Below are 11,990 nucleotides of genomic sequence, written 5' to 3'. Positions count from 1 at the left end.
GGAAGTCTGCCGGGGCGCGGCCCTCGGCGACGCCGTCGGCTCGGCCGGTGGAGCCGCCGGACGGGAGAGGGTGGCCGCTTCGCGCACGGTTCATGAGAGCGACGCGGTCGGCCCTTCCGGCGCCACCCCGGATCGCGGCGGGCGGGGCGGCGAGCTCACACATCAAGGTCATCTCTTCGCTCACCCTGTACGCACGTGACACGTCTTCCGGTCCTACGGTTGTCGGATGAGCGATGGTGGGCAGGCTCACTGGTGCTCCTTCAGGAAGGCAAGGACGAGTGGGCTGGCGATGGCGCGAAACTCCTCGAAGTAGGCATGCCGCGCACCGGAGATCAGCCGCAGACCGGCGCCGGGGATGCGGTCCGCGAGCAGGGGCGCGTTCGCGGTGGGGTTGAGGCGGTCGTCGCTGCCGTGGATCACGAGGGTGGGCGCGGAGATGTCGGGCAGTGCGTCCCATGCGTCGTGCCGATTGCTGGCCGCCAGGTGCCGACGCTTGGCGTGGGCCGGCATGGCGGAGTCACCGAGCGTGGTGTACGGACCGGGGTGGGTCGCGACCCACGTCGGGGTGTACATCAATTCGAGCAGGGCGCGCCTGGCCGCGGTCGGCTCCGGCTGGGCCAGCGATCGGCGCACGTCGTGGTCACGTTCGACGCTGTGTAAGCCGCCGGGCGATGTGCAGCCGAGAACGAGGCTGCGGACACGGTGCGGGTAGTGGACGGCGAGCCACTGGGCGACGCGTCCGCCCATGGAAGTGCCGTAGACATCGGCCCGGTCAACACCGAGATCGTCCAGGACCGCGATCACGTCCTGCGCGAACAACTTGGTGCTGTAGGGCTCGTCGGGCTTGTCGCTGTCGCCGGTGCCGCGGTAGTCGAGCGTGATGGTGCGGCGAGAGCCGTGAAAGTCGTCACGGACGGTGTCCCACCAGTGGTGACTGTTGGCCTGACCGGCGAGCAGGACGAGGGGGGCACCGTTCCCCCGAGCCTGGTAGGCGATACGGGTTCCGTCCAGGGTCTTGGCGTGCGGCACTGCGTGTGTTCCTCCGGCCCGGGCTCGGCGATGGTCGGCGATGGTCGGCGATCGTAAGGAACCATGGTGTGCCACAATCGCCGACCATCGCTACCAGGGGTGTGACCTGTCCTGTTCGGTAAGCCGCGGGCCGTCGGGCGCTTACCGGGCCGGACTTGCCTCCCTCTCGTCCGAGGCCGCTTTCACCTCGTGCGAGAAGTATCCCGTGGATGTTTTGTCCGCGTCGAGATGAGATCCTTCCTGTATTTCATACAGCGAGTTGAATTCAGCTGCGGCGAGCGGCAGGCGCCACACTCCGCTCTCGCAGCGCGCGGTCATCGCCGGCTTTCCCCGCACCAATTTCGCCGTAGGCTCGTTGTGCGCGGCGTGCGGACCATAGTAGATGGGCAGAGCGTCCGCACTGCGGTAGGCGGGAATGAACACTCGACGATACCGGTCCGATGTATTCCTCGCCGATGCATGTGCCGCGAGGGGATGCAGGAAGACCACCGTTCCCGCGGTACCTTCGCAGTCGACCACCGTGGCTTCGTCGACACCCACGTCCGCCAGGGATGTGATCTTTCCTCCGAAGAATCCATCTACATCGTGACTGAGAATACCCCGGCGGTGGGACCCGGCCGCCACCTTCAGGCAGGCATTCTCACGAGTCGCGTCATCGAGGTAAATGAGGCAGGCAAGCAGGTCGGTGTTCGTGTGCGGGTAGTACGAGAAGTCCTGGTGCCATTCGACCACACTTCCCACATGCGGCGGCTTGACATTCAGCTTCGAGTACTGGAGGACGATGTCGTCGCCGATCAGCTGGGCTGCGGCGTCGAGCAGCCTGGTGTCCTCCGCGATCTGGGCGAAGACCTCGTCCCGCGTGGTCGGAGACCAGATACGACGGGCCTTCGTCTGATCCCCTGGTTCCAGTTCGGCAACGTCTCCGACCTCGGGGGACGAGATCAACCTGTCGATGACATTCCGCGCCTTTTCGACGAGACTGTTGTCAATGATTCCCTCTGCGATGCAGAATCCGTTCTCCCGATAGAACTCCACCTGATCATCGGTGAGGCTCTTGCCCATCAATTCCACTCCCTTCCGACAAGCGACTGAATGACATGCTGACAGGGAGTGTGGCACTTACCCCTGGAGAAGCACAAGGATTTGCTCTCTCCCGCAGGAGGAAGTTTTGAACTGCCGCAACTTCCTCTGATCTGCTCCTTCTGCCCCTCCTTCTGCCCCTCCTTCTGCCGTTCGGCCTCTATCCGCCGAGCTAGTCTTGATATGCAGACTGCCTCCCGGCTAAGTCGCCTCAAGGGAGGGTGCATCCGCAAGCAACGGGGCGTTGTTTCTGCTGCATCCCAGCACTGGTCCTTTTCTCTTCGCCTCGGTCGCCGAGACTTTAGATTGGTGGTGTTCAATGACAAGTTTGTCGCGTGAGACCCTCGCCAATACGAGCCTGGATGCGGTCGAGATCCTCGACTGCACGCTCAGGGACGGTAGCTATTCCGTGGGCTTCCAGTTCACGGAAGAGACCATCAGGAGGGTGCTGACCGGGCTCGAGAATTCAGGAATACGGATCATCGAACTCGGGCACGGGCTCGGCCTCAACGCTGCTGAGGCTTTATCCAAGCCGACCCTGGTCTCCGACGAACGATGCTTCGAGATCGCGGTCGACTCCCTCCGGGCCGCGGACTGGGGCATGTTCTGCATCCCCGGCGTCGCCGAGCTGTCCCATTTGAAGCGCGCTATCGCAGGTGGCATGCGGCTCGTCCGTGTCGGGGTAGACATCACCGACGTGGCGCCAGCCGAGGAATTCATCAAGCTGGCGAAGGAGTCCGGCCTGAAGACATTCGCCAACCTCATGAAGACCAACGTGCTCGACATCGAGGGCGTCGCGTCGGCGGTCCGTCAGTGTGCGGCGTACGGCGCCGACAGCGTCTATCTCGTCGACTCTGTCGGAGGCTACTTGCCATCCGAGGTGACGGAGCTGTTCGGCCGGGTCGGCCAATCGGTCGGCGTGCCCCTGGGCTTCCACGGCCACGACAACCTGGGCTTGGCCAATGCCAACGCGCTCGCGGCGACGCATGGTGGAGCCAGGTACATCGACGCGACACTCGACGGCATCGGCAGGGGAGCCGGCAACACCGTCACCGAGGTGTTCGCCACGATCCTGCACAGCCAGACCCCTGACACGGAATATGACTACCAGGCTCTGGCCCGGCTCAGTGAGACCGTCGTACGTCCGCTGTCCCGGCTCCACGACGACCGCACCTACCAGGTAGTCGGTGGACTGACCCAGACGCACTCCAGTTTCTTCCCGCTGATCACCAAGTGCGCCGAGGCCCAGGGCGTTGACGTCTTCGAGCTGATGGCGGCGGTGGCAGACGTCGAGCGGGTGAAGCCGACAGAAGAGCTGACCATGGGAATCGCCGCGACACTGGCGACGCGGTGAGCGAAGGCTCCCGGTCCTCACGGCTTTCCTCGCCCGCCTCCGCCCGGAGTGGCGGGGGGCGTTGAGCCGATCTGACCCGACAGGCAGCAGGGCCGAGGGCCTCACCTTCGAGGTCCTCGGCCTCGGGCCTGGAGCCTGCGTCGCCGCGGACGGCATCACAGAACCGACGGCATCACAGAACCGGCGAGAGTCCGCCGTCGCAACGCACCGCGCTTCCGGTCAAGTAGGAGGCACGGTCACTGCACAGGAACGCCGCGACGGCGCCGAACTCCTTCGGCATGCCATATCTGTTCATCGGAATGTCCGCCACCGACGCCGCCGTCACGGCTTCGACGTCGCGCCCGGACCGAGCTGCGCGCGCGGCGTCGAGATGCCGGACGCGCTCAGTGGCGACGCGGCCCGGTAGCAGCATATTGACTGTGACGCCATCGGCCCCAACCTCTGCCGCAAGCATCTTGAGGTACGCCGCGAACGCCGTACGTCCGATCCCGGACAGCGCGAGATCCCTGATGGGAGCGACGACGGCACTCGATCCGATGGCGAGGACTCGCCCCCACCGCTGCTCGCGCATGGTCGGTAGGGCCATCGAGATCAGTCCGTGATGGGCCGTCACGAGCGATTCCACGGCATCGCCGATCTCTGCCTGGTGAATCTCCGTGACCCGGGCCGGCCGTGGCCCCGGACCGTTGAGGACAAGAATGTCTACCGAGCCGAACGCGGCCGTGGCCGCCTCCATGAGGCGAGCGGCCCCGTCGGCGGTCAGGAGATCCACACCCACCCCAATGGCCCTGGGCAGCTCAGCGGCGATCCTTTCGGCCAGCTCTCCTCGCCGCCCGCAGACAACCACGTTCACGCCCTCGCCCGCCAGCGACTCGGCGGTTGCCCTGCCCAGGCCGGCTGTCGACGCGCAGACGATGGCCGTCCTTCCTCGTATTCCGAGCTCCAAGGTTCGTCCTTGCCTCGTGATGATGTCTGGGGTGACGGCGGGCGGCCGACCACGGGTTCAGGTGTCGGCTCTCGACCCGGCGCACGCGACCGGGGCGCACCGTCATAACCCCGCGGAGATCACGGATGTGACCGATCCATGGTCTGCGTCCGCGTCCAGGTCCGCCCGCTCTTGACGAGCGGATGTCTGACGGCGGACCCGGACGCAGGACAAGGTCACTTACCGGACGGCCCTGCCGCGAGCCTGACCCCGTTACAGAGCCGCCCGACGCCTTCGACAAGAGCCTCGACCGTGTCGCCGTCCTGGATGACACCCGCACCAGGGGTGCCCGTGGCGATGACGGATCCGGCGTCGAGCACCATCCCGCCGGAGAAATAGCTGACCTGCCAATACGGATCGCGCATCATGGCGGACACCCGGTTGTGCGCGATCGTCCGCCCGTTGACGACAGTGGAGATGCGAACCGACGACAGGTCCGGGATCTCATCAGGCGTGACCACCCACGGGCCGAGGCTGCAGAAGGTATCGAACGCCTTGGCCCACGGGATGTAGCGCGGATTGATGCGGATGGCGTCCTCCGCAGTCATGTCGAGCACTGTGGTGAAGCCGAAGATCACCGAGTGTGCGGCCTCAGCTGATACGTCCTTGCAGGTCGTTCCTATGACGACGCCGAGCTCGGCCTCAGCGGTGACCCGCTGTGACTGGCTGGGGAGCAAGATATCGTCCCCGTCCCCGATGACCGTGCTGCTTGGCCTCAGATACGAGCCGGGGGCGCCGGTCGGCTGCTTCACCTCGAGGTCGTCGGCATGTCGGGTGTAATTCAGGCCCACCCCCCAGAGCTTGGGCGGGTTGCGGTAGAGGGGAGCGAAGGACAGCCCTTCTGCGGGGATGGCCGTGCTCAGCACGGCCGGATCCGTCAGTGCGGCGTTCAGCCCATGGACCTGTCCTTCGGTGATGATCTCGAGGAGGCTTGGACCGAAATCCGTCCCCGCCACTTTATTGATTGAGCTCAGCAGAATGATTCCCTCGGTCACCGCGATACCGACGTCCTCGCCGCTGTCGAGCCTGAGGCTGCACAGTCTCACGTTGTCCTCCTTCATAGGTATTCGTCTGGAGTTCAATGGTCAGGGTTCGGCCGTGCCATGCATCGGGACACGTGCCGAGGCGCGGAAGGCGTCGGCGTCATGAGGGGACACGGGCCACGGCGGCGCGAGTGGGGCTTTCTTCAGTCAGGTCCCGCAACACGAGGCGAGCGACGACGGCGCTGGCCGCAGCGACCATCAGGGCGACGGGCCAAGCTACTTCGACCGCCACCCAGCCGATGGCCGGCGGGGTGATCGCCGCGACGAGGTAGATGGCCGTGTTGTTGATACCGAGGGCCATGCCGCTGAGGCCGGCCGGGGCGATCTCACCTGCCGCGGTGTTGGGCAGCACGGTCCAGCAGATCGCCAGACCCGCCGTGGGGAGGAGCACCGCGCACAGGAGCCAGATGGGTGCATGGTCCAGCGCGGCACACGCGGCGAAGCCCACGCCGACAGCCACCGCGATCAACCGCAGGGGCCCGAACCGACTGCGTACGGCATCCGACCACGCACCTGCGGCGAGGCGCCCCACCCCACCCAGTATCTGCGCCACGCCCAACAGCGCCGCCGCTAACGAGGCCCCCAAACCCCGGTGATCGTAGAGCAGTTCGACCATCAGGCTCGTCGCGGTGAACTGCGGAACGATGAGCAGGCCGCTGGCAAGGCTCATCCGCAGCAGTCGGCCGTCCCTCAGGAGTTCCCGGGCACTACCCCGGGTCGCCCGTTTTTGCCTTGCCCCCGGCGGGTCGCGCACCCAGAGGACCACGGCCACGGCCACGGACAGGTGGAGCGCCGCCAGGATCCAGAAGGCGTCAGGGATCCCCGCGCCCACCGCGACCGCAGGCAGCACCGCCGCCGCGACGGCGGCCGCGACCGGTGTCGCGGTCTGCCGGATGCCCATGGCCATGCCCCGCTTACCGCTCGCGAACCAGGTCAGCACCGCTCGTCCGCTGGCGCCGTTCACTGCCGCACCCATGACGCCGGCACCGAGCAGAGCCACACCCGCGACCATCGCGGAGTCACGAGGGCACAGAGCGGCAGCACCGAGAGACAGCCGGCCGCTCCGACCAGTCCCACGACCATGACCGGCCGCTCGCCAAGGCGGTCCGTCGCGGCCCCCCAGGCGATGAGGGCGAGCATGTTGCCGAGGCTGACGGAGCCCAGCAGGAGCCCCACCGCTGGCAGGCCCAGCCTGAAATGCTCACGGAGCTGGGGAAGGATTGCCGGCAGTCCCAGGAAGATCATCGCGTTGGCGCCCTGGGCACTCGCCCCGATGGCCAGGACCACCCAGCGATAGCCGCTTGTCGGCGGATCGAGGGGACGGCTCTGAGGTGGGCTCACGAGAACCCCCTCTCGTCGTCTCCCCGAAGACTGCGCACGATGTTCAGCGCCTCGAAGCGTGATTGGCCCGTCTCATCCCTGCGACGGAGCAGACCATGCATCAGCAGGGTGTACATGTCGTCTGCAAAATCTGCCACTTCCATACCGGTCGACGCCGCGACGTCGGTGATCGACCAGTAACCCGGACGTTGTGCCATGACGGACAACAAGCGCCGCTGGCGCTGTGTCAGGGAGGTGATAATCGAGCGGATGGATGCGAACATTCCTAAAACATCCCGCTTTTCGCCGTCCAATGGCGTGGCCACCATCATCGGGTCATTGACCAGTAGATCCGCCATCTGCTGCGGTGAGTACATCAGGCTCCAGCGCGCGCCGAGCTCCAAAGCGGCGGGCAGCCCGTCGAGAGCCCGGCAGATACGGCTGATCGCCGCTACATTCCCGGTGCTCAGCTCGAAGTCGGGACGCACTTGCTTCATGTGCATGAGAAACATCTTTACGGAGGCCACGCGATCCGCTTTCGACGGGTCCATGTCGGGGTCGGCCTCTGGCAGGGGCAGGGGAGCCAGCGGGAACAGCGATTCGGCAGTCACCCCCGTGGAATTCCGCGCGGTGATCAATATCCGCAACCTAGGGAATTCGGCAAGAAGTTGAGCGATGACGTCCGTCAACGCGAATGTATCCTCTTTGCCGTCGAGGGCGATCAACGTGCTTCCGTGACCTATGAGTTCCCTGATGGACTTCACGTCATTGCGCTCGGCAAGGATCAGATCGCGGATGCGGGCCGAAAGAAGCGCGGTATCCGCCGACTGCTTGTTCCACCGCCGCGACTCTTCGGCCAGGGGGACCCAAAGGACCGACGAGCCTTCTTGCACATGTAACGCCCGTGCAAACTCGAGCGCGAGCCGCGTCTTGCCGACCCCCGCGAGTCCCGTGATGGTGATCAAGCGACGGTGCTCGGCACCGAACAAGTTCATCAGGGTGTCGAGCTCGTGATCCCTTCCGATGAGCGGGCCAGTGGCGACCGGCGGACGCACGGGATCCGGGCCAAGCGGCGGGACGATGCTCACACTCGGCGCGCCCATGGAGCCCAGCGCGCGCAAGCAGTCCTGTTGAACGGCATCGAGGTTGAGAGCCTTCCCGAGCAGCTGGATGGTATCTCGGCGCGGGCTTTTGACTCTTCCGTTCTCGAGATCGCGTATCGCCCGCACGCTCAGCGTGCTGAAGTCCGCGAGTTGCTTCTGGGAAAGCCCGGCCTGCAGTCGAAGGGAACGAAGTGATGGCCCGAATGCCCCCGAGTCCCTGTCCATTGAGGCACATACTTCCCATGCATGCATACGGACTTCCCCCATCTTGATCGCGCCGGGCGAGCGGGCGCCATGTCTCATCACAGTGCAAGAGTCGGTCACGTCGTACCGGCAAAGTCATATCGAGCCCCGCCGAGCACGGCCGGGACACCCACCTGTGGCCATCCGGCAGCCGGAAATCTGGGCCATAGGAAAACGGTGAGGACTGCAGCCACGAACCGAGCCTGGAACCCGCGCTCTGACCTCAGAGGCCTGCGCACCACCGCGTCGTTCGCACTGGACCCACATCGGACATGCGGGCCTGCCAATAGAGAATGGATTCAACCTTTTCGGTGCAGCAACCATTCTTGACACGGCTCTTCGATGTGTCAACAACGGACTCTTGATGGGCGGATTGTTTTCGGACAAGAGTCCGGCCGGCTTGTCGGTCAGCATGTTCACGTACGCAGATTTGGACTTGCTATCATTTTTACCTCGAAAGCCTCGATGGTACGGAGATTTCGTCGGCGGCCATTCCTGCAGGTTGACGGACGGGCCTACGGTCCTGTTGTCGGCGCCGGGGCCTGGGGTCCCACGACCCGGAGCCGCACGCCCGATCACAACAACGGGGAGTGGGCGCACAGCCGGGGCCGAAACGCTTCGAGCCTCGCCGGGCGTGCGAGCTCGGTCCCTGTAGCTCCGCGATCACCCCGCGATTCCAGTTCTCAGCTGGGCATAGGCACGGCGCCGTCGCCTGACGGTTGTGCAAGTCGATGGCCGCGTCTGCCAGGTCATCACCTGCCTGGCCAGCGCCTCGGTGATCATCGTCGAGATCGGCGGCCCGGCCGCGTTCATGCGCTTGGTACAGCCCGACTCTGGACGCCTGCCGGATCGGGGAGCTGACAACGGCCGCCCGCCTGGTGCGTTCCACCGGTAAGGGCATGCTGGTGCTCGCCGACCGGAAGTTCCTCGGCGTGCCGTACTGGCTTTGCCTTCACGGCCGCCAGCGCTCAGCTGCTGTGGCAGCGGGCTGCTCACGGAAGGCGGGCGCGGGCTGCGGCTGGTTCGCTGGGATCGTCCCGCGGTGGGGCATCGAACCGCAGCTCGGTGCTTCCGCATGGTGGTGCGGTCCGAGGTGGCATGGCCCAGTTCGGTGATGCAGGTTCTGTCTCTCTGAGGTGGGCGCCGGGGGTCTCACGGGCCGTCGACGTCCGCGCGGAGCGCGTTGTAGGCCGCAAAGGCCGTTTCGACGTCGGTTCGGGTGACGCCGTAGCGGGTAAAGGCTTCCGGTGCGATGTCGCTGATGTCGCTGATGTCGCTGCGGGCTGTTCCAATTTGGACACCCAGCTGCTGTTTGCAGGGAGGGGGTACCACCCCCTACGAGCGGTTGGTCTCCTGTTTGCGTCGGCGGCGCAAGGCCCGCTGGGCTTGCGCGCGGACACAGTCACGGGAGCAGTACTTCACGCCGGGGTACGGTGTTGGCCGTATTCGGCGTGGCCGCGCTGGCGGACGAGTGCCAACGGCAGGATTCTGGCATCGGCCTGCGCTCAGCCAATCCTCCCGCAAAGATCGTTGGCATCCAGCACGGATCCAGCGCCGTTTTCCGAACACCATCCCCAGAGCCTGGGCTCGTGGCTCGGGCCTGCACCGACCCACTTGACGAACCATCAGGGCAATCCGCGAAATTCAGCGGAACGCAACAGGAGCGGCCAACCAAAAAGTGATCGACCGCCCCTGAATTGCGACTCCACCCAAGATGAAACTTGAATGTGCTCTAAACGTTGAAGCGGAACTCGACGACGTCCCCGTCCTGCATCACGTAGTCCTTGCCCTCCATGCGCGCCTTGCCCTTGGCGCGGGCCTCCTGGACGGAGCCGCATGCGAGGAGGTCGTCGTACGAGACGATCTCGGCCTTGATGAAGCCCTTCTGGAAGTCGGTGTGGATCACACCGGCCGCCTCGGGGGCCGTGGCGCCCTTCTTGATGGTCCAGGCGCGGGCCTCCTTCGGGCCCGCCGTGAGGTACGTCTGGAGGCCGAGGGTCTCGAAGCCGACGCGGGCGAGGGTGGCGAGGCCCGGCTCGTCCTGGCCCATGGCCTGGAGCAGTTCCAGCGCCTCGTCGTCGTCGAGCTCGATCAGCTCGGACTCGATCTTGGCGTTGAGAAAGATCGCCTCGGCCGGGGCCACGAGGGCGCGCTGCTCCTCCTTGAAGGCCTCGTCGGTGAGCTCCTGCTCGTCGACGTTGAAGACGTAGAGGAAGGGCTTGGTGGTGAGCAGGAAGAGGTCGCGCAGCAGCGCGCCCTGCTCGGTCTCCTTCGTGATGCCCGCGGAGAAGAGGGTGCGGCCCGCCTCGAGGATCTTCTGGGCGGCTTCGACGGCGGCGAGGACCGCGACCTTGTCCTTCTGGAGCCGGGCGTCCTTCGTCAGGCGCGGGAGGATCTTCTCGATGGTCTGGAGGTCGGCGAGGATCAGCTCGGTGTTGATCGTCTCGATGTCGCCCTTGGGCGAGACCTTGCCGTCGACGTGGACCACGTTCTCGTCCTCGAAGGCGCGGATGACCTGGCAGATCGCGTCGGATTCGCGGATGTTCGCGAGGAACTTGTTGCCCAGGCCCTCGCCCTCAGAGGCGCCGCGCACGAGACCCGCGATGTCGACGAAGTCCACGGTGGCGGGGAGGGTGCGCTCCGAGCCGAAGACCTCGGCCAGCTTGTCCAGACGCGGGTCGGGGAGGCCGACGACGCCCACGTGGGGCTCGATGGTGGCGAACGGGTAGTTGGCCGCCAGCACGTCGTTCTTGGTCAGGGCGTTGAACAGGGTCGACTTGCCGACATTCGGCAGACCGACGATTCCGATCGTGAGCGACACGTGGCGACTTCCCGTAGCGAGCATGTGTGAAAGGGGCCGGCCCGCAGGTGGACCGGTCATCCAGTCTACGGGCGGCGCGCCGGGCCCCGTACGCGGTGAGGCCACAGCGGGCGCGAGCTGACAGCCGCCACCCCGGCGGCCACGAGCGCGCCGCGCGGACGGCGCGGTCGAACAGACACCACGGCCAGGCGAACGGCGTGTCCATCGCCGGTTTTCCGCTCCTCCGCGACCTAGGTTGGTCCAGTGGAGCATCCCAGCACCCGTAAGCCCCAGGGCAAGCCCCGACCGCCCGAGCAGGAGTCCGCGACCGTCTACCGCGCCTCGCCCCGCCGGTCCGCACCTCCCGTACTGGCCACCCTGCGCCGGCTGCGGCGGCTCGAGCGGGTGCCGGGCCCCCGCCTGACCGGACTTGGCTGCGGCCTGCTCTCCATGCTGGTCATGCTTGTCGTCGGCGTGCTGGACGCATGGCTGCTGGACGGCTCGCCCTTCGTGTACGGGCTGCTGTTCCTGCTGCTCTGCGTGGCCTGCGGGCTCTGGGTGCGCCCCACCGATCTGATCACCGCGCCGATCAGCGCGCCGATCGCGTTCACCGCCGGGCTGCAGCCGATCAGCGGTGGCGAGGGCGGCTTCGGCGGTGCGGTGGTGGCGGTGTTCACGCAGCTCGCGCTGCAGGCGGGGTGGCTGTACGGCGGGACGCTGGCGGCCGGCGCGACGGTGGCCGTACGGGAGGTGCTGATGCTGGGGGACCGGGCGGCCCGGCGCGCGCAGAGCACGCCCGCGAGCGCGTCGGCCGCCGACCGCCCCCAGCGCGCGTAACAGCCCCCGGCCGTTCCCTCAGCGCGCCTGGCCAGGGCAGGCCTGCCGGTGCCCGTACCCGGCTCTAGCTGTGTTGTCCGGGGACGTTGGTGACAGACGACACGCCTTGAGTGGTCCTTGAATGGGGCGAGGGCCTTCTGGTTTCGGTGTGGATTGCGACATCTCTCACCGGTCCACAGGAGGCCCTCGTTGTCCC

At 66.3% G+C, this 11,990-nt stretch carries 10 protein-coding genes; 2 read left to right on the top strand and 8 right to left on the bottom strand.

Translation table 11 applies throughout. From position 1 onward, the window contains the following. Positions 1-246: 246 nt before the first annotated feature. Together ACTWQC_RS23165 and ACTWQC_RS23160 are read right to left on the bottom strand one after the other, a co-directional pair. A complete protein-coding gene (locus tag ACTWQC_RS23165) occupies positions 247-1,029 on the bottom strand; it encodes an alpha/beta fold hydrolase (RefSeq protein WP_443317707.1) in 783 nt (260 codons plus the stop codon). 141 nt (positions 1,030-1,170) lie between these two features. Further along, positions 1,171-2,091, bottom strand: a complete 921-nt coding sequence (locus ACTWQC_RS23160) for a phytanoyl-CoA dioxygenase family protein (protein WP_443317706.1) — start codon at positions 2,089-2,091, stop codon at positions 1,171-1,173. A gap of 346 nt (positions 2,092-2,437) precedes the next feature. Between ACTWQC_RS23160 and ACTWQC_RS23155 the strand changes: the two genes are divergently transcribed. Further along, on the top strand, positions 2,438-3,463 hold the full coding sequence (locus tag ACTWQC_RS23155; RefSeq protein ID WP_443317705.1) for a hypothetical protein: 1,026 nt from the start codon (positions 2,438-2,440) through the stop codon (positions 3,461-3,463). Positions 3,464-3,635: 172 nt separating this feature from the next. Here the strand turns inward: ACTWQC_RS23155 and ACTWQC_RS23150 are convergent, their stop codons facing one another. From ACTWQC_RS23150 to ychF, 6 genes are all read right to left on the bottom strand, one after another. Then, a complete protein-coding gene (locus ACTWQC_RS23150) occupies positions 3,636-4,409 on the bottom strand; it encodes an SDR family oxidoreductase (protein WP_443317704.1) in 774 nt (257 codons plus the stop codon). A 215-nt stretch (positions 4,410-4,624) separates the two neighbouring features. Then, on the bottom strand, positions 4,625-5,509 hold the full coding sequence (locus tag ACTWQC_RS23145) for a fumarylacetoacetate hydrolase family protein (RefSeq protein WP_443317703.1): 885 nt from the start codon (positions 5,507-5,509) through the stop codon (positions 4,625-4,627). Between the two features lie 82 nt (positions 5,510-5,591). Continuing rightward, the gene (locus tag ACTWQC_RS23140) at positions 5,592-6,491 is read right to left on the bottom strand and encodes an MFS transporter (protein WP_443317702.1); all 900 of its coding nucleotides are present in this window, start codon (positions 6,489-6,491) and stop codon (positions 5,592-5,594) included. Next, positions 6,452-6,832, bottom strand: a complete 381-nt coding sequence (locus tag ACTWQC_RS23135) for an MFS transporter (RefSeq protein WP_443317701.1) — start codon at positions 6,830-6,832, stop codon at positions 6,452-6,454. The genes ACTWQC_RS23140 and ACTWQC_RS23135 overlap by 40 nt, the downstream gene beginning before the upstream one ends. Further along, positions 6,829-8,139, bottom strand: coding sequence for a helix-turn-helix domain-containing protein (locus ACTWQC_RS23130; RefSeq protein WP_443317700.1), 1,311 nt, complete (start codon positions 8,137-8,139; stop codon positions 6,829-6,831). The genes ACTWQC_RS23135 and ACTWQC_RS23130 overlap by 4 nt, the downstream gene beginning before the upstream one ends. A gap of 1,750 nt (positions 8,140-9,889) precedes the next feature. Then, complete coding sequence (gene ychF, locus ACTWQC_RS23125; RefSeq protein ID WP_443317699.1) at positions 9,890-10,978, bottom strand: redox-regulated ATPase YchF; 1,089 nt, start codon at positions 10,976-10,978, stop codon at positions 9,890-9,892. 243 nt (positions 10,979-11,221) lie between these two features. Between ychF and ACTWQC_RS23120 the strand changes: the two genes are divergently transcribed. Beyond that, the gene (locus tag ACTWQC_RS23120; protein WP_443317698.1) at positions 11,222-11,794 is read left to right on the top strand and encodes a DUF6542 domain-containing protein; all 573 of its coding nucleotides are present in this window, start codon (positions 11,222-11,224) and stop codon (positions 11,792-11,794) included. Positions 11,795-11,990 lie beyond the last annotated feature (196 nt).

Origin of the sequence: Streptomyces sp. 8N616 (assembly GCF_052246385.1) — a bacterium.
Classification (GTDB): Bacteria; Actinomycetota; Actinomycetes; order Streptomycetales; family Streptomycetaceae; genus Streptomyces.
Note: the sequence above shows the minus strand (reverse complement) of the source record. Positions and strands in the feature narration are given on the sequence as shown.